19 protein-coding genes are annotated in these 16,013 nt (G+C 59.1%); 9 read left to right on the plus strand and 10 right to left on the minus strand.

Features of this window, described 5'->3' with window-relative positions; genetic code table 11:
• Positions 1–64 precede the first annotated feature (64 nt).
• The 3 genes from chlG to trpE form a co-directional block, all read right to left on the minus strand.
• A complete protein-coding gene (chlG, locus tag CYB_RS02525) occupies positions 65–1,171 on the minus strand; it encodes a chlorophyll synthase ChlG (protein ID WP_202943707.1) in 1,107 nt (368 codons plus the stop codon).
• A 620-nt stretch (positions 1,172–1,791) separates the two neighbouring features.
• On the minus strand, positions 1,792–2,622 hold the full coding sequence (locus CYB_RS02530; RefSeq protein WP_148202685.1) for a phytanoyl-CoA dioxygenase family protein: 831 nt from the start codon (positions 2,620–2,622) through the stop codon (positions 1,792–1,794).
• 3 nt (positions 2,623–2,625) lie between these two features.
• Positions 2,626–4,146 carry an anthranilate synthase component I gene (trpE, locus tag CYB_RS02535; protein WP_011432185.1) on the minus strand — a complete coding sequence of 507 codons (1,521 nt, stop codon included), beginning with the start codon at positions 4,144–4,146 and terminating at the stop codon, positions 2,626–2,628.
• Positions 4,147–4,286: 140 nt separating this feature from the next.
• Here trpE and CYB_RS02540 point away from each other — a divergent pair, with 140 nt between their 5' ends.
• Both CYB_RS02540 and CYB_RS02545 read left to right on the plus strand, forming a co-directional pair.
• On the plus strand, positions 4,287–4,835 hold the full coding sequence (locus CYB_RS02540) for an NUDIX hydrolase (protein ID WP_011432186.1): 549 nt from the start codon (positions 4,287–4,289) through the stop codon (positions 4,833–4,835).
• A 271-nt stretch (positions 4,836–5,106) separates the two neighbouring features.
• The gene (locus tag CYB_RS02545) at positions 5,107–5,772 is read left to right on the plus strand and encodes a hypothetical protein (protein ID WP_011432187.1); all 666 of its coding nucleotides are present in this window, start codon (positions 5,107–5,109) and stop codon (positions 5,770–5,772) included.
• Between the two features lie 89 nt (positions 5,773–5,861).
• Here CYB_RS02545 and CYB_RS02550 read toward each other — a convergent pair whose 3' ends face one another.
• Positions 5,862–6,695, minus strand: a complete 834-nt coding sequence (locus CYB_RS02550) for a M23 family metallopeptidase (RefSeq protein WP_238376870.1) — start codon at positions 6,693–6,695, stop codon at positions 5,862–5,864.
• 283 nt (positions 6,696–6,978) lie between these two features.
• On the opposite strand from CYB_RS02550, the gene CYB_RS02555 reads away from it, so the two are divergent.
• Together CYB_RS02555 and CYB_RS02560 are read left to right on the plus strand one after the other, a co-directional pair.
• The gene (locus CYB_RS02555) at positions 6,979–8,025 is read left to right on the plus strand and encodes a carotenoid biosynthesis protein (RefSeq protein ID WP_011432189.1); all 1,047 of its coding nucleotides are present in this window, start codon (positions 6,979–6,981) and stop codon (positions 8,023–8,025) included.
• Positions 8,012–9,112, plus strand: a complete 1,101-nt coding sequence (locus tag CYB_RS02560; protein WP_238376871.1) for a threonine aldolase family protein — start codon at positions 8,012–8,014, stop codon at positions 9,110–9,112. The genes CYB_RS02555 and CYB_RS02560 overlap by 14 nt, the downstream gene beginning before the upstream one ends.
• An 89-nt stretch (positions 9,113–9,201) precedes the next feature.
• Here the strand turns inward: CYB_RS02560 and lspA are convergent, their stop codons facing one another.
• A complete protein-coding gene (gene lspA / locus CYB_RS02565) occupies positions 9,202–9,726 on the minus strand; it encodes a signal peptidase II (RefSeq protein WP_011432191.1) in 525 nt (174 codons plus the stop codon).
• 65 nt (positions 9,727–9,791) lie between these two features.
• Here lspA and CYB_RS15500 point away from each other — a divergent pair, with 65 nt between their 5' ends.
• Positions 9,792–9,917 carry a hypothetical protein gene (locus CYB_RS15500; RefSeq protein WP_011432193.1) on the plus strand — a complete coding sequence of 42 codons (126 nt, stop codon included), beginning with the start codon at positions 9,792–9,794 and terminating at the stop codon, positions 9,915–9,917.
• 69 nt (positions 9,918–9,986) lie between these two features.
• Here CYB_RS15500 and CYB_RS14675 read toward each other — a convergent pair whose 3' ends face one another.
• Both CYB_RS14675 and CYB_RS02580 read right to left on the minus strand, forming a co-directional pair.
• A complete protein-coding gene (locus CYB_RS14675) occupies positions 9,987–10,211 on the minus strand; it encodes a hypothetical protein (RefSeq protein ID WP_148202686.1) in 225 nt (74 codons plus the stop codon).
• Between the two features lie 155 nt (positions 10,212–10,366).
• Positions 10,367–11,170 carry an ABC transporter permease gene (locus tag CYB_RS02580; protein WP_011432195.1) on the minus strand — a complete coding sequence of 268 codons (804 nt, stop codon included), beginning with the start codon at positions 11,168–11,170 and terminating at the stop codon, positions 10,367–10,369.
• Positions 11,171–11,336: 166 nt separating this feature from the next.
• Between CYB_RS02580 and ruvA the strand changes: the two genes are divergently transcribed.
• From ruvA to CYB_RS02595, 3 genes are all read left to right on the plus strand, one after another.
• Positions 11,337–11,951: a Holliday junction branch migration protein RuvA gene (gene ruvA, locus CYB_RS02585; RefSeq protein ID WP_011432196.1), complete on the plus strand. Its 615-nt coding sequence runs from the start codon at positions 11,337–11,339 to the stop codon at positions 11,949–11,951.
• Positions 11,948–12,556, plus strand: a complete 609-nt coding sequence (nadD, locus tag CYB_RS02590) for a nicotinate-nucleotide adenylyltransferase (RefSeq protein ID WP_011432197.1) — start codon at positions 11,948–11,950, stop codon at positions 12,554–12,556. The genes ruvA and nadD overlap by 4 nt, the downstream gene beginning before the upstream one ends.
• A gap of 146 nt (positions 12,557–12,702) precedes the next feature.
• Positions 12,703–13,857, plus strand: coding sequence for an RNA-guided endonuclease InsQ/TnpB family protein (locus CYB_RS02595; protein ID WP_011432198.1), 1,155 nt, complete (start codon positions 12,703–12,705; stop codon positions 13,855–13,857).
• Between the two features lie 171 nt (positions 13,858–14,028).
• Here CYB_RS02595 and psaC read toward each other — a convergent pair whose 3' ends face one another.
• Positions 14,029–14,277, minus strand: coding sequence for a photosystem I iron-sulfur center protein PsaC (gene psaC / locus CYB_RS02600; RefSeq protein ID WP_011432199.1), 249 nt, complete (start codon positions 14,275–14,277; stop codon positions 14,029–14,031).
• 200 nt (positions 14,278–14,477) lie between these two features.
• On the opposite strand from psaC, the gene CYB_RS02605 reads away from it, so the two are divergent.
• Positions 14,478–14,870 carry a hypothetical protein gene (locus tag CYB_RS02605; RefSeq protein ID WP_238376872.1) on the plus strand — a complete coding sequence of 131 codons (393 nt, stop codon included), beginning with the start codon at positions 14,478–14,480 and terminating at the stop codon, positions 14,868–14,870.
• Between the two features lie 26 nt (positions 14,871–14,896).
• Here CYB_RS02605 and CYB_RS02610 read toward each other — a convergent pair whose 3' ends face one another.
• Both CYB_RS02610 and CYB_RS02615 read right to left on the minus strand, forming a co-directional pair.
• Positions 14,897–15,259: a DUF3493 domain-containing protein gene (locus tag CYB_RS02610; protein WP_011432201.1), complete on the minus strand. Its 363-nt coding sequence runs from the start codon at positions 15,257–15,259 to the stop codon at positions 14,897–14,899.
• A gap of 3 nt (positions 15,260–15,262) precedes the next feature.
• Complete coding sequence (locus CYB_RS02615; RefSeq protein ID WP_011432202.1) at positions 15,263–15,904, minus strand: hypothetical protein; 642 nt, start codon at positions 15,902–15,904, stop codon at positions 15,263–15,265.
• Positions 15,905–16,013 lie beyond the last annotated feature (109 nt).

A 16,013-nucleotide genomic window follows, 5' to 3' on the forward strand; every position in this document is an offset into this window, starting at 1 on the left:
GGCCGAACCCAGGGCGGAAGCCGTCACCTCTGTTGCCAAGATGGGCACTTTGCCGTCGGCTCGACTACCACAGCCCCGAGCGGCCCAACGCCAGCCCGACCACCAACATGCCCAACACCAAAAAGGGCTGCGCGCTGGCTTGGTATTTCACATCGTTGTTCAAAGGATCCCGCAGCAGGTACATATCTTGGAAGGTTATTTGCGGGATGATCAGCAGCACCAAAAGGGCCGCGTAAAGTTTTAGGCCCGCCCCCAGCAAAAATGAGGCCATGCCGAACTGGAACAGGTCGATCATCAGCGCCGAGATCCAAGCGGCCCCCATTGCCCCAAACATCACCGGCAAAGAGGCCAAGCCAAACTGCCTGTCCCCTTCGATGCTTTTGAAATCGTTGACCACGGCAATCCCCAGCCCGGCCAAGCTGTAGATCAGCGTCAGGATGCAGACCGTCCAGTTCAGCTCGCCGAACAAGGCGTGACCCGTCCACCAGGGCAGGGCGATGTAGCTGGCACCAAGGGCATAGTTGCCCAGCCAGCCGTTGCGCTTGAGCTTCAGGGGCGGCGCCGAGTAAATGTAGGCAATGAGGGCTCCCGCCAAGGCAATGCAGGTGATCACCGGTAAGTCATGGCCCGTGTACCAGTCCAGAGCGTAGGCCAAGCCCAACCCCAAGATCAGCAGCACCCAGATTTGGATAACCACCCGCTGCAGAGAGATGGCCCCCGAAGGGATCGGGCGGTAGGGCTCGTTGATGGCGTCGATCTCGCGGTCGTAGTATTCGTTCACCGTTTGGGTATAGCCCGTCATCAGGGGGCCCGCCAGAATCATGCCCACCAAAATGAGAGCCACATTCTCCCAAGTCCAGGTGAAGTGACCGGAAGATGCCGCCCCCGGAATCAGACCCCACACCAAAGGGATCCAGGTGACAGGCTTCATCAGTTGCAAGTGCAACTGCCAAATGGAGCGAGACTCCACCTCTGCTCCTTTCATGCCCAGCAGTTGACGGACACGCTGCGCATTCGACCCGCCGGTGCCAGGGGATCCCTTGCCGGGATCCGAGTCTGGGGTGGTTTCTTCCGCAGTAGCTCCTACCTCCTCTAAACTGGGCTCTGCAGCAAAGGCCATCTCAGCCGCCATTTCCGGCGAGGAGGGATCTTGAGGGATCTTTTCGCTCATGGTGGGATGCGCAATCAAACTGCAATAACGGGGATAACCACCCCCATTCTGAGACATCGTGACATACTCCCGCACTCATGCTGATGCAAAGCGCTCCGCGCCGCTAAAGCGAAAGAGTACGAGCTTCTCAGTGACTCCTGTTAAGGACATTTCCTGAGCTTTAAGAACGGGATGCCCCACCGCTCTGTGTTCACCATAGCAAGGGTTTCCGCCTTTCATCCTGACCCTCATGCTGATACATAGAGGGCGTCGCTTCTCGGCGGTCTAGCTGACCGGATTCCTCAAACAAGAGGAGAGGTTGACGTTCTCCCCACGGCTAAAGCCAGAGGATCCGTTCTCAGCCAGCAAAACAACTCCCACTGACTGAGCTACACCGAGCATGTGGCTTATACCGCAGCACCGTGGGGGACGCCAAAGCGCTTCGCGCCGCCAAGGCGAACGCACCAGCTACTGGGATGTGGAAACACCCCAGATACTTCTACTTCACCTTCAGCACTGCACCTTTCTATAAATGGGTGGAGCGATACTCACATCCTATCAGGAGACGGTAGCTTATCCCTAGGCATAAATGCCGGGGCCTGAGCCGCCGAGTTTTCGGTCAGCTCGCAGTTCCGGGCCATCTACACAATCTGTGCCGTCACGAATAGGTTTTGGTGCTCCGCTGGGATCCGCTCTTTCTCTTGGGCCGGGATCACCAGGGGAGGTTGCTGAGTGTAATTGATGGGATCCCGAAACCAAGCGCGGCTGTAGGTGTTGTAGAGAAGAGGACGGGGAGCGGGCGAGCGATTGGCCCGACCCAGATGAATCAGGCGGTAGTCGAACAGGAGGCAGGATCCCTTGGCCAAGGGTGGATCGATAAAGGGCATCTGCTGGGCCAGCTCGGTATAGTGGGCATCGAAGACCGCATGGCTGCCGGGCCAGAGACGGGTCATGCCGTTCTCTTCGTTGACCTCCACCAGAGGAATAAGCAAATTCAGGGCATAGCAAGGAATGATCGCATCCAAGGTCTCGTCGCCAAACAGATGAGACAGATCCCGGTGAACTTGTTGATCGGCGGATCCCGGCAGAGAGACCACCGCCCCCAGCCCGCTCAAGATCAACTCTGGCCCCAAAATCCGCTTCAGGATGGGCAAGATCAGAGGATGGGCATAGATGAGGGGATCGTTGAAGGGGCCCTCCAGGCGAACCGTTACCATCACCCGTCTATTGCCCACCAACAGGGCATCAGCGTGGTGCTCGTGGGTGCAGTAGCGGCTGTAGGTGGCCAGAAAGCTGCTGTGCAACTTGTCGATGAGCTCGGGGGGAAAGATCTCCGGCAACACCAGATAGCCCTCTGTGGAAAACAGTTCAAAAGCCTGCTCTACGGTCTCTGGATCCGGCTGCTGGAGCTCCTGTAAGGACTCCGTCCCGCTGACGCGAACCGCAGGGCTGAAGCGCAACTGGGCCAACATCGGCTAGGTCTCCTGCAAACTGGCCACAGCCATTAACATGCCCCGCGCTTTGTTCAGACATTCTTGATATTCCCGCTCCGGATCCGAGTCGGCTACAATACCTGCCCCGGCCTGCAAGCTCACCTGGCCCTGATGAACCAGCAGAGTGCGGATGGTGATGGCGGTGTTCAGTTGGCCAGAAAAGTCGTAGTAGCCATAGGCGCCGGCATAGGGCCCGCGGCGGCATCCTTCCAGCTCATGAATAATCTGCATGGCGCGGATTTTGGGGGCGCCGGTAACAGTGCCGGCAGGGAAGGTGGCCCGCAGCAGATCCCAGGCGCTGTACTGGGGATCCAGCCGCCCCACCACGTTGCTGACGATGTGCATCACATGGCTGTAGCGCTCGATCTGCATCAGGTCGTCCACCTGCACAGATCCCAGTTGGCAGACCCGTCCCAGGTCATTGCGGGCCAGATCCACCAGCATCACATGTTCGGCCCGTTCTTTGGGATCTGCCAACAGCTCTTGCTCTAACTGCCGGTCTTCCAGAGGGGTGGTGCCGCGGGGGCGGGTGCCGGCAATGGGGCGCACAGTGGCGATGCGGTCTTCCCCCACGCGGCTGAGTTTCACCATCACCTCTGGGCTGGAGCCGATGAGGCAGAGATCCCCAAACTGCAAAAACGCCATGTAAGGGGAAGGGTTAATCAGCCGCAACGAGCGGTAGAGGCGAAAGGGATCCCCGGCAAGGGAGACGGTAAACCGCTGCGAGAGCACCACCTGGAAGATATCTCCGGCGCGGATGTAGTCCTTAGCCCGTTCCACCGCTTGGCAGTAGGCCGGGCGGCTCAGGGTGCTGGGGGGGATTTGTTCGCGCCAGCGGGACGGAGTCCTTTCCGACAGGTGGGGCTTCCAGTTGAGGTGCAGATGGGCCAGGGAAAGAGGAGCGCTGAGCTGCTGCATCAGCTTTTCCACCCGCCGGCAGGCTTGGGCATAGGCTTCCTCAGGAGCGTGGTGACGGGTATCGGCGAAGGCCACCACCCAAATCTTGCGCTTTACCTGGTCAAAGAGCAGGATGCTGTCCACCTGCATCAAAACGGCATCAGGGGGATCCCCCGGCTGCAGGGGGTGGACGGGCACCTTGGGCTCAATCCAGCGAATCAGCTCGTAGCCCCAGTAGCCAAATAGGCCGCCGATGCTGCTGGGCAATTCCGGCAAATGCACCGGCTCATAGGGCTGCAAGCAGCGGGCCAAGATGGCAAAGGGATCCCCTTGGTGGTGCTCCTGTCGGCCATCGCGGTATCGCTGTAGCGCCTGATCCCCGCGTATTTCCAAAACCCACAGGGGATCGCAGCCCAAGAAGCTGTAGCGGGCCACCTGTTCCCCCCCCTCCACCGACTCCAGGAGAAAGTTGTAGGGCTGGCCAGCACAGACCCGATACCAGGCAGAAACCGGCGTTTCCAAATCCGCCACCCATTCCTGGTACACCGGGATAAAGTTGCCCTGCTTGGTGAGGGCAAGAAACTCCTTCAAGGGAGGGTAAATCATGGCCTGCAACTTTTGTGCTTTTCCTGACTCTATCCCAGACACGGGATCCCAAGGGCGTGTGGATCCCTCTGGATTGCCCGGTTGCAACAGCGCCGGAAACCATTAAGCTGAGAGCGGCTCTACTCTCGGGATCCCTTGCCATGCAAAACCCATCTCAGGTGATTCGTGAGCGCCTGCGCTATCAAGGCCATAAATACACCTTCGTCAGCCAGCGTTTGCGTTTTCCCAACGGCAAAGAGGGAGAGCGGGAGTACCTCATCCATCCCGGGGGGGTGGTGGCCGTGCCTGTAACTGCAGCAGGCAAGTTCGTCTGCATTCGTCAATATCGCTTTGCGGTCGCTTCCTATCTTTACGAATTCCCGGCAGGCACAGTCGAGCCAGGGGAGCATCCCGATGACACCATTCGCCGCGAGCTGGAAGAAGAAACGGGCCTGCGTGCCCATCGCTGGGATCCCCTTGGCCAATTTTATTTGTGCCCCGGCTATTCCAGCGAGATTATGTATGCCTATTTGGCGCGGGAGCTGGAAGTGCTGGATTCCCCTCCCGATAAAGATGAGGATGAAGATATTACCGTAGTGGAGTTTTCTGCTTCTGAGCTTACAGAAATGGCCCGTTTGGGAATGGATTTGGACAGCAAGTCCATTGCCTGCTTTTGGCGGGCCCAATTGTTTTTGGCTGCTGAAAAATAAAGCTCTCCGTCGGGGGGCTGCCCCTTGCTCCTGTAGGATCCTTTCCAATTGGCGGGGCGTCTCTCCAAGCCGACTTTGGCGGTTACAGGCGAATCTTGGGGCCTTTTGCGAGAATTCGGTAGTCCACTGGAACCGTCTATGGCCATCTAGGGGAGATCTCTAGGGGAGATCTAAGGTGAGCTCCACGTTGAGTTCAACACAAAGGGATCCCTTGGTTTACTGGAGGAGCCTTGCTGTCTCTTAGAATTTTAGGGGCGAGGAGTGAGGAAATATGCGGAAACTGCTGTATTCCTGTGGTCGAATAGCCTGGGGAGTGGCCTTGGCTGCCACTCTACCGGTTGCTGCTGTTCCTGCCTATCCCCAGCCTGTGCTTCCGCTGCTGCCGGTTCCTTCTGAGGGCGGCGCTGCTCGAGGTGGGGTTGTGGCTTTATTCAATCAATCCATTTGGTGGGATTTTATTCGCGGCAATCGCGGTGAAAACCTGCGCCTGTTCCCGGCCAGCCTAACCTCTCCATCTCGCCAGGATGTGGTGGCCGTGTTTCAGATTCAGCGGCAGCCCACCGTGGAGCCGGTGGTGCGCGTTCTCAGCTTCGAGCATCAGGGGGGGTATAGCTTTCGTCTGCTCCACACGGCTGAGCCGATCCCAGGGCGGTTGGTGGAGGCTCACCTGCGCACGGACATCACCTCCAGCCCACAGCCCAAGTTGGTGCTCCTCACCGAGCGAGGGGGCATCAGCCTGCTGCGCTCTGTCTTGGTCTTGGAACACCGGCCTGAGGGACTTGTGCCGCTGCTGAGCGTGACGGATCTGAGCAATGCCAGCCTGCGGGTCAGCCCGCAAGGGATCCTGGTCATCTCAAGCCCGCCCGGTGCCAGCCGTGACTTGAGGGCTACCCTCTACCAATGGGAGGGGGATGGCTTTGTCCGTCGAGATCTATAAGTCCATCATCTGTTGTGACTGTTGTGAATCTGCCTGTCAATATCCATCTTTGTCAGCGAGGTCTCGCGCGGAGCGGATGTCCGTCTCGGCTATCGCTGCCCTTGCCAGCAAGCTCCCAAACTGGGGGCTTGTCCCACCTGCCAAAGGAACAGGCTTTCGGCCCCAAGGGGGTGAATACTCCAGGGATCCAGGCCAGACCCAAACCACCCGTAGGGATCGACGGCAGCCGGTTGGCCCGAGTTGGTGTTGTCGAAGCGACGTACCTCGAAATGGAGATGGGGCCCGCTGGCACAGCCGCTGTCTCCCGATAGGCCGATGACTGCTCCTGCGGCCACCACTTGCCCCTCCTGCACCCCGATTTGACTGAGGTGGGCGTAGAGGGTCTCCCAGCGGGGAAGTGCTCTCCCGTCTGTTCTCTCCCCCTCCGAGAGTTCTGGCTCGTGCAGAAGGCGCACCCGCAACCCCCTGACCAGCCGGCCCAAGCTGGGGCAAAAAAACTCCGGCTCCTCGCGGGCCAAGGTGACCCGTCCTGCGGCAGCGGCCAGGATCGGGGTGCCCACCGGCATCTCCCAGTCATAACCGGCATGGCCATCGCTTTTGCCACACGGGTGCAGCGGGTCGGGGATCCAAACCTGGCCTTGCCCACTCACAAACCGTCTGTTGCCATCCCTCTCCCCCAAAGGCAGATCATGGTCGAAGAGATTGGTGACGGGAAATTCTCCGACAAAGGGCTTGTGCAAAAACGGCCACTGGGGCGGCGGCGGATCCCCATAAGCAGAACGATATTTTTCCAGCTCCAGCCGATAGTCTTCCAGATCCTGACGCTGGGCGGGATCTTCCGTGTGCTGCTGCAACAGATCCACCAGCTGCAGGGCCTGAAGCCAGTCCTGGCGCTCCACAGCACGAGCCAGTTGGGCGTACACCCCCACCCGGGATCCCTGCGGCGAAGACGGGGAGGAGACCTGAGGAAAAACGGGCGATATGTTTACGAATTGATACAATAGACAGCAAAATATCAGCAGTGTCACCGTTAGCGGTGGTGACATCTCCGTCCAGAGGGCCATTCCAAGTAGGCCGGCCTGCAAGCAAGCGGGCTTGTTCTTGGCTTTAGGCTCTCTCTTGGGGCCATCCGCTTTTTCCCTCAGCCGCCGTATGGGTTGCAAGGAGACAGAGCGGCTTCGCTTAACCACTCTTCGGGAGTTTCTCATGCGTTGGTTCTCGTCCTCTGGTGTTCTCGTCAGCCTGCCTTTCCAGTCTTCTGTTGGGCGAAGTGTTCTGCCCCTGTCTGGCTCGATTTGGCAGCGGCTGGAGGCCTTAGCTCTGGGTTTGCACATTCTGTCTTTGCTTTTTGGGTTGGCAGGGTTGCTCTGGGTTGTACCCCATCCTGAGTGGGTGGCCAGTTTGCCCCCCATTGGCATTCAAGCTTTCTCCTTGAGCATGGGCAATGGCGGCGTGGCCTACATGGTGTTCGGTGCGCTGGCGGCAGCTCTGATGGGATCCCGGCTGTTGGGGGTGCGGCGCCTATTGATGTTTTTGATCCCGGCGGTGGGCATTTCCTTGGGCAGTGAGCTGTTGGGTACCAGCACTGGGATCCCCTTTGGCAACTATGGCTACCTGAGTGGGCTGGGCTACAAGATTGCCGGTTTGGTGCCTTTTACCATCCCTCTGTCTTGGTTTTATGTGGGGTTGTCATCCTACTTGTTGGCGCGTGTGGCTCTGCAAACCCAGCGCCACTGGTTGATCCACTTCGAGGCCATCATGTTGGGGGCCCTGCTGCTCACCGCCTGGGACTTCGTGCTGGATCCGGCCATGACCCGCGGCTTGATTCCCTTCTGGACGTGGTTTCAGCCGGGGCCCTTCTTCGGTATGCCGCTGCAAAACTTCGGTGGTTGGATGCTGACTGGGGCTGCCTTCATGACGGTGGCCAATCTGCTGTGGGGCGAGGATCAACCCATCCTTGACCGCCGCCAGTTGGTGGGGCCGCTGGTGCTCTATGTAGCTAATTTTGCTTTTGCCCTGCTGATGAGCCTGGGCTCCGGCATTGCTGCGCCGGCGGGGCTGGGCCTGTTGTTGGGGTTGGGGCCCGCTTTGGGGTTGTGGTGGAGTGCAGAGACTCCATCCCCCTATCGCGACCAGCCTGTGCCGCCTTCCCATCCTGAACAGGACTCCATCCCGCTATTGCAAACGGTCGAGGGAGAGGCAGGTCGGGACTGGGATACTTTGGAGGATCCCGGTTGGGTTGGCGCGAAGTAAGCCGGCCCTAACCCTTCCTCGGCGAGATCCCCCAGTTGTCCAGGCCATGAACTTTTGCAGCGACAATGTTACAGGCGCTTGTCCTGAGGTGATGGAAGCCCTGTTGGCCCTCAACCGGGGATCCGCCATGCCCTATGGAGGGGACGAATGCACAGCGCAGGTGCAAAGGCTGTTTGCCGAGATCTTCGAGCATGAAGTGGCAGTGTTTCCGGTGGCAACAGGATCTGCTGCCAATGCCCTGGCCCTTTCGGTGCTCACCCCGCCCTACGGGGCGATTTATTGCCATCCCGAGGCCCACATCAATCTGGACGAATGTGGAGCGCCAGAGCTGTTTACAGGTGGGGCCAAGTTGGTGGGGATCCCCGGAGAGCAAGGCCGTATCGACTGGGGCAACTTAAAAGCAGCCCTGGAGCGGGCGGGGTTTGGGGTGGTTCATCACGTGCAGCCTGCCTGCCTCAGCCTGACGCAAGCCACTGAGGCCGGCACCCTCTACTCCTTGGAGCAGCTTGGATCCCTGGCGGATTTGGCCCATCACTTTGGCCTCAAGGTGCATATGGATGGGGCTCGCTTCGCCAACGCCTTGGTCGGTTTGGGCTGCACCCCTGCCGAGATGACCTGGAAAGCGGGGGTGGATGTGCTGTCCTTTGGGGCCACCAAAAATGGGGCCTGGGCTGCGGAAGCGGTGGTGTTTTTTCATCCAGATCAGGTGGGCGATTTTGAGTTTCGTCGCAAGCGCAGTGGCCATCTGGTTTCGAAGATGCGCTTTTTGTCTGCCCAATTGCAGGCCTATCTCCAGGATGGGGTGTGGCTGCGCAATGCCCGCCATGCCAACGCGATGGCCCAACGGTTGGCCCAGGGACTGGGATCCCTGCCGGGAGCCAGGTTGGTATATCCCACCGAGGCCAATGAGGTTTTTATCGAGCTGCCGGAGCCGGTTCTCCAGGCCCTGGAGCAGGCGGGGTTTCGGTTTTACCGCTGGCTGGGGGAAGGTCACCACTTAATCCGCCTGGTGACGGCTTTTAACACTTTGCCCGCAGATGTCGAGCGCTTCTGCCAGGTGGCTCAGCAAGCCAGCCGTTTGCAATAGGCGGACGGAGTCCTTGCAGCTGACCGGGGATCCCCCTGGCCAAAGGCCTGAGCATCCCAAGGGATCCCTGAAGGCTGTTCATCGGCTGGTCAATCCTTAAAGTGGGTGCTGTCGCGACCGGGCTTTTTCTCCAAGCGAGGCGAGGCGGAAGTCGATCCCGTTTTCTTCGAGTTGTCCTGTAGCAGACCAATCAGCAGGCAGGCCACCCCGAGGTTGATGGCCACATCCGCCACGTTGAATACCGGAAAGCGAATCCAGATCAAATTGAAAAAGTCCACGACATAGCCGTTGACGAAGCGGTCGATGCCGTTCCCCACCGCTCCTGCCCACACCAAGCCATAGCCCGCCTGTTCCCAACGGCTCAGGATCCCGCCGCGGATGGCCAGCAGCCCCAATGCCAGCGCTACCCCCAACGAGATCCACTTCAAGAGCTCTGCCGAATCTTCAAACAGGCTCCAAGCAGCGCCGGTATTCTCCACGTAGGTGAGGTGAAACACCCCTGGCCACAGCTCAATCTCTGGCCCCGGCAGCAGCCGTTCCACTGCCCAGTGCTTGGTCGCCTGATCCAAGATCACCCCCAGGATCCCGGCCAGCCAAAAGCCTTTGTTTTTCATGTCGTCTTGGCCTCAATCACGTCCACCGGCAAGAGCGCCCCGATGAGCACTTTTCCCATCCTGACATGCTGCTCTTCTGCCGGCTCATTGCCCAGAAGCTCAAGGGCGGAGCCTTGGATCCAAGGTTGGGCCTGCGGCGGGATCCAACACCGGTGAGCGGCCTCAGAAGCGATTGGCCGCCTCTGGCTTGAGAGGAGCAGCAAGAAAACCGTCCAGCTTAGGCAACTGGACGGGGATCCCCTGGGGGTGGACAGGATTGGCTACCGACCCTGCTGCTCCAGGGATCGGCGCAATTCGCTGGCCATCTGCATGAACTCTTGCGGGTTGCCCGCCTTGCCGTAGGAAGAGCGATCCTGAACCTTTTTGCCGCTGCCTTGGCGGGTGCGGGTGTTGAGCAAAGCGCTGGCCATTTCCATGAACTTGGCAGGATTTCCCTCGCTGCTGCCCCGCACGAGAGGGGCGCGTCCGGCACGAGTGACAGCCATAGATACCTCAATTTCAGAAATGAAATGCTTGTTACATTTTCTCACAAGGGCTCTGCGATCAACCAGGGCCAGCGTTTCCTTGCTGTTACAGCGACTCCGGCCAATGCTTGGGGATCCCTCCAAGTGCAAACCTTGCATGAGGCTGGAAAGAGCCATCAGCGAGTCGTGGTTTTCTCTTGGGTCAAGTGATGGATCAGCCAAATAGGGAGCACCGTCAGGCCGATCACCCCCAGAGCCACCACGCTGATCACCAGGCGCTGCCGAGGCTTGGTGAGCTGGCTGAACACCCAAATCGGCAGGGTTTGCTGCTGGCCAGCGGTGAAGGTGGTGACGATGATTTCATCGAAAGACAGGGCAAACGCCAGCAGGGATCCCGCCAATAGGGCCGAGGCCAGTTCGGGCAGAAGGATGTACCGAAAGGTTTGCAGAGGATTGGCCCCCAAGTCGGCAGAAGCCTCCAGTTGAGAGCGTCCCATGCGGCGAAACCGGGCCAGCACGTTGTTGTACACCACCACCAGGCAAAAGGTGGCATGGCCGATAACAATTGTCCAAAAGCTGAAAGGGATATGCAGCAAATGGATCGCCGAGCGCAAGGCGATCCCGGAGACAATGCCCGGCAAGGCGATGGGCAGCAACACCAAAAACGAGATCGTCTCGCGGCCAAAAAATCGGCTGCGATAGACTGCTGCTGCCGCCAGGGATCCCAGCACCACCGCCACTCCGGTAGCCAGCACAGCCACCCGCAAAGACAAAAACAAGGCCCGCCAAATATCGGCCCGCCCCCAGGCCACGGCAAACCAACGCCAGGTCAGCCCCGGCAAAGGGAAGCGCAAAGTCGCCTCATCGGGGCTAAAGGCGTAAAGGACGATCACCAGCAGAGGAAGATGGAGAAAGAGCAGCACCCCCAGCGAGAACAGGATCCAAAGCCATTGGCCGATGGGAAAAGGGCGAATCGGCATGGATGAGGGAGAATACAGAGCCGGATGGGGAACAGTCTACAGGTAGAGAAATGGTCTGTGAAATAGCCTTGTAGGGAAGCAGCTTTTGGCAAGGACTTTAGATTGCTTGGCTGACTCTGGAGCTCCAGTCGAGCAGAGTATCCCAAACCCAGATTAAACTCGCAGCATGATCGCGTTTTTAAGCGGCCACCTTGTGGCCATCGAATGGGGAGAGCGCAGCAGCCTCACCGTTGAGGTGCAGGGGATCGGCTATCGCGTCAAGGCCCCAGGACGTTTTCTCAAGCAACTGCCCGCAGTGGGGGAGCCCGTCCGGGTGTTCACCCATTTGGTGGTGCGAGAGACCGAGCTGGTGTTGTACGGGTTTGGCTCGCCAGCCGAGCGCGATTTGTTTGTGGAACTCATCAAAGTCTCAGGGGTGGGGCCGGCTTTGGGCTTGGCCCTGCTGAATACCTTCGGCCTGCCGGAGCTGGTGCAGGCGGTGGTGACCGAAAATGTGCGCCTGCTCTCCCTCACGCCGGGGGTAGGCCATAAAACGGCCCAACGGCTGGCCTTGGAGCTGAAAACCAAGCTGGCCCACTGGCGACAGGGGATGGGGGTTGCGGATCAACCCTTGGCCGGGGGGCCGCCCATGCCCATCCGAGAAGAGGTGGAAATGGCCTTACTGGCCCTGGGCTACAGCACTCAGGAAATTCAGGCTGCCTTGCAAGCTCTGCCCACCCACCCCCGCCCAACGGAAGACTGGCTGCGGGATGCCATCACCTACCTGAGCCAGCAGCCATGAAGCACCGCCGCATTGCCATTCTGGGTGGAACCTTCAACCCTGTACACCACGGCCATTTGATCATGGCAGAACAAGCTCTTTGGCAGTTTGACCTGGATCAGGTGCTGTGGATGCCGGCAGGGGATCCCCCCCACAAGCCTCTGGCCCCTGGCGCCAGCAAAGCCGACCGCTTGGCGATGGTCAAGCTGGCCATTGCCGACCACGAGCGCTTCGCCTGCTCAGAGCTGGAGATCCGCCGTTCGGGGCGCTCCTACACCATCGAGACACTGCGCACCCTCATCCAGGAGCAACCCAATACCCAGTGGTACTGGATCATCGGCGTGGATGCTCTGCGGGACCTGCCCCAGTGGTATCAAGCGGAAGAACTGGCCCGCCTCTGCCATTGGATTGTTGCCCCACGGGTGGATGCCGGCGATGCCGCCCAGGTGCTGCAGGCGGTGGCCGCAAAGCTGCCCATCCAAGCCCAAATCCTGGAAGCCCCTACCCTGACGCTCTCTTCCACCTACCTGCGACAGCAAATCCAAAAGGGAGGGTCTATCCGCTACCTGGTGCCCCCTGCTGTGGAGCACTATATCCGTCAGCACCGCCTCTATCTGCAGCCCTAAAGGAAAAAAGGGGGCGGATCCCCCCTCTAGAATCACCAAATTTTCGGGCTGGAGGCCCGCACCATAGCCGCAGGCTTGGTGTCGGGAGGAAAGCCCGCCTCCATATAGGTTTGCTGGTCAAAGCCTGGATGAGCTACAATAAGCCCATGAGCCAGACTATATCCGTACGTTGCAAGCTGATAGTCCCACAAGAGTTGCGTCAAGAAATTGACCGCACCTTGCAGAGATTTGCTGACGCTTGTAACCAGATCTTGGATACCGCCAAGCGCGAGAAGTGCTGGAACACCGCCAAGCTGCACCACTTGGTCTATCGACCGGTAAGAGCAGCAACGGGGCTGAAAGCCAACCACGTCTGTCAGGCGCTCCGTCGGGTGATTAGCAACGCCAAGGCGGTGAAGCAAGTCCACAGGTTCCGCCCCACCAGTCTGACTTTGGACGCTCGTACTTTTAAGTACCGAGAGTCCGACCAAACCGTGGGCGTGACCCTGATGAGCGGACGGGTTTGGCTCAAGCTCAAGATTGGCGGCTATCAAATCGCTTTGCTGCGGGGGCAGAAGCCGACAAGCGCAACCCTGTCCAAGACCAAGCAAGGGGACTACTACATCAACATCGCTGTTGAGCTGGATACTCCCCCGACTGGCAAAACTCCAAAGGTAATCGGAGTTGACTTGGGCAGGCGGGATATCGCCACCGCTAGCAACGGACGCTCTTGGAGTGGAGAGCACATCCAGGCCGTCCGTGACCGGTTCAGCCGTGTACGCGCCAAGGTTCAATCCAAACGCACTCGCAGCTCTAGGAGACTGCTGAGAAGGCTCTCTGGGAGAGAACGGCGCTACCAGACATGGCTGAACCATAACATCAGCAAAACCTTGGTCAGGGATGCCCAGGCTATTGGTGCGGCACTGGCTTTTGAAGACTTGACAGGCATCAGAGATTGCCTGAATCAGAAGTCTCGAAGTAAGGCTGAGCGGCGCAGGACTAACAACTGGGCGTTCTACCAGCTCAGGATGTTTGTAGCCTACAAGGCTGCCATTGCCGGAGTGCCTGTGGTGCTGGTGCCGCCTGCCTACACCAGTCAGACCTGCCACAAATGCCTGCACATCCACCCTGAGCGGGGTAAGTCCTACCGCAATGGCAAGTCGTTCAAGTGTGGACACTGCGGGTGGGAAGGGGATGCTGACCATAACGCTGCTCAAGTAATCTCTCTCCTTGGGGCGACTGTAAACTCGCCTGAAATTCCGAAACTTAGCTGTCCTCTGGGGCCGCTAGGGATTGGGATAAAGCTCGCACCCTGCACATAGCGCGGGTGTCGGGTAGTTTACCAAACAGCTTAAGACCTGCCATACGCCACAGCCTCTCCCCGGAAGAGGGAAAGGCTGGAACTGGGTTGGGAAGTAAACTGCTTTTCTGGTACTCTGGAATACTTGTGCTCTGTGGGCAGTTGAGAGTGGGGTTGCGGCCAGGTGCCCCCATCAGTAGGCTAAGCCCATGCTGCGGGTGGTTTCGGGGCCAAGGTAGACTCGGATGCTCAGAAAATCGGTGGGACAAGCGGTTTCACAGCGTTTGCAGCCAACGCAGTCTTCGGTGCGGGGAGCGGCAGCGATCATGCCAGCCTTGTTGTTCCCCTTCCAGGGCACCATCTCCAACACGTCGGTGGGACAAGCCCGCACACACTGAGTGCAGCCGATGCAGGTGTCGTAGATCTTGACCGAGTGAGCCATTAGCGTTCTCCAGTCGAGCAGGTTGAAACGTTAAAAAAAGGTTTACCGAATCCGCAGGGCAGCAGCATCGCTGCGCAAGTGCCCTCAGTGTACAGTAGTCCTGGGAAGCCTCCAAAATCTCCGATCCAAATGTTCAAACAAATTTACATCCGGTGGGCCAATGGGAAGGTTGCTGGGGTTGGGCTAGGATCGGCCTGAAGATGACAGGACAAGGGATCCCGAACATGGGGCGCTCGGTGCAAGATTGGCGAAGGCAAACTCAGGGCAATCTGCGTCGTCTGGGGCCAATTTTGCTGGAGATCTTCGAGGAAAACGTCCCTCGCCTACGCCGCTGGGATCAGCAGCTCACCGACTGGGTGCGCAGCCACCGCTGGGGGGTGGATCCGTCTCTGCCCAAGGTGGCTATCTATGTCCTGGGCGCAGTGGTGATCCTGGCGATCCCACTTCTCACGTTTGTGGCTTTGGGGGCCTTTCTGACCTTTCTGGGCGTCCAAATTGTCCAAAAGTGGTCACAAGGGGATCCCGCTCGCCAAACTCAGCGCCGCTATCTGCGCAGTGCTGACGCGGATGATGATGACTTTGATCTGGATTGAGAAAGGGGCTGCGGGGAATGGGCGGGCTAACTGTCCGCCGACCGTTGGGGCTCCTGGGAGTCTTGCTGCATGCCCAAGCGTTGTTTGACCTGTCTGATCACCTTCTGGTGAGAGCGGTTTTCCAGCCTGTTCAGGCCGATGGCGCCGGCCAGGATCCCCAACTGCAAGGCCAAGCTGGGCAAGGTGGTGTTCAAGTCCCGTCCCGCCAGGGCTCGAAAGAAAAACACAAACGCCCCGATGGTAGCCGAGAACCCCACCGCCAAGTAGATGAAGCGCCGCAAGCTGCGGTAGGGAGCGGCCAGCTCCGTCAACAGCCTCACCTGCTCTGCTGAAGAGGGATCCCGGCGTTGCGACAGGGGCGATCTTGGCTTGGGATCGGAGTCTGCCATTGGCTACACCTCCTCAGGCAACAAGAGGGGCTCCCGACCGGAAACCCCCGCCAAGACGGCTTCGGCAGCGCGGCAGGCGGCCAGAATATCTCGCTCTTCCCCTCCCAAGTACACGCGGCCAAAGCTACCGAAAGGCATCACCTCCAGGATGTTGATCTGGGCAGATTTTTCTGCCTCGTTGGCAGCCAGGGGGGCATAGCCTGCCGGTTGCACCTCCAGGATGTAGAGGGTTTGGCCGGCCAGGAGCATTTGGCCACGGCGGGAACGGTTAATCAACTGGGTTTGGTGGGGATCGATGTTGCGGATGATCTGGCTGGAGATGATGCGGGGCTTGAGGCGCTCCTGTTCGCTCACCCCCAAGGCAGCCAGAATCGCCCGTCCGGCGGTGCGGGTATCCCCTTGGTTGCTGGAGTGTACTTCCAGAAGGCCGTAGAGGCGTTCCACCACCTGCAGCCCCGGCCTCACCGAGGTGGCCTTCAGGGCAATATCCATAACGCGGTTGATCTCGATGCCGGGGGAAATCTCGACCCACAAAGAAGTGTCCCCAGGCAGGGGCAAAAAGCCGTAGGCTACTGTGCCCAGATAAGCAGCATACTGGGGTTGCAGCCGATCCAAAAACACGTAACTGCGAAGGTCGATCCCCAAAAAAGTCCTCCCTTTGGCCTCAGTTGGATGTTGAGCTGATGGCGATCTACATTCTCATTCTCCAGCCTCATCCCAGCTCTTGGATCTTGGGCAGACCGGCCAACCTTGG

Source organism: Synechococcus sp. JA-2-3B'a(2-13) (assembly GCF_000013225.1).
Classification (GTDB): Bacteria; Cyanobacteriota; Cyanobacteriia; order Thermostichales; family Thermostichaceae; genus Thermostichus.

Excerpts from the sequence above, each read along its gene's own strand:
- chlG (WP_202943707.1), bottom strand. The coding sequence starts at position 1,171 with ATGAGCGAAAAGATCCCTCAAGATCCCTCCTCGCCGGAAATGGCGGCT.
- CYB_RS02530 (WP_148202685.1), bottom strand. The coding sequence starts at position 2,622 with ATGTTGGCCCAGTTGCGCTTCAGCCCTGCGGTTCGCGTCAGCGGGACG.
- trpE (WP_011432185.1), bottom strand. The coding sequence starts at position 4,146 with ATGATTTACCCTCCCTTGAAGGAGTTTCTTGCCCTCACCAAGCAGGGC.
- CYB_RS02540 (WP_011432186.1), top strand. The coding sequence starts at position 4,287 with ATGCAAAACCCATCTCAGGTGATTCGTGAGCGCCTGCGCTATCAAGGC.
- CYB_RS02545 (WP_011432187.1), top strand. The coding sequence starts at position 5,107 with ATGCGGAAACTGCTGTATTCCTGTGGTCGAATAGCCTGGGGAGTGGCC.
- CYB_RS02555 (WP_011432189.1), top strand. The coding sequence starts at position 6,979 with ATGCGTTGGTTCTCGTCCTCTGGTGTTCTCGTCAGCCTGCCTTTCCAG.
- lspA (WP_011432191.1), bottom strand. The coding sequence starts at position 9,726 with ATGAAAAACAAAGGCTTTTGGCTGGCCGGGATCCTGGGGGTGATCTTG.
- CYB_RS15500 (WP_011432193.1), top strand. The coding sequence starts at position 9,792 with ATGCTGCTCTTCTGCCGGCTCATTGCCCAGAAGCTCAAGGGCGGAGCC.
- CYB_RS14675 (WP_148202686.1), bottom strand. The coding sequence starts at position 10,211 with ATGGCTGTCACTCGTGCCGGACGCGCCCCTCTCGTGCGGGGCAGCAGC.
- CYB_RS02580 (WP_011432195.1), bottom strand. The coding sequence starts at position 11,170 with ATGCCGATTCGCCCTTTTCCCATCGGCCAATGGCTTTGGATCCTGTTC.
- ruvA (WP_011432196.1), top strand. The coding sequence starts at position 11,337 with ATGATCGCGTTTTTAAGCGGCCACCTTGTGGCCATCGAATGGGGAGAG.
- nadD (WP_011432197.1), top strand. The coding sequence starts at position 11,948 with ATGAAGCACCGCCGCATTGCCATTCTGGGTGGAACCTTCAACCCTGTA.
- CYB_RS02595 (WP_011432198.1), top strand. The coding sequence starts at position 12,703 with ATGAGCCAGACTATATCCGTACGTTGCAAGCTGATAGTCCCACAAGAG.
- psaC (WP_011432199.1), bottom strand. The coding sequence starts at position 14,277 with ATGGCTCACTCGGTCAAGATCTACGACACCTGCATCGGCTGCACTCAG.
- CYB_RS02605 (WP_238376872.1), top strand. The coding sequence starts at position 14,478 with ATGACAGGACAAGGGATCCCGAACATGGGGCGCTCGGTGCAAGATTGG.
- CYB_RS02610 (WP_011432201.1), bottom strand. The coding sequence starts at position 15,259 with ATGGCAGACTCCGATCCCAAGCCAAGATCGCCCCTGTCGCAACGCCGG.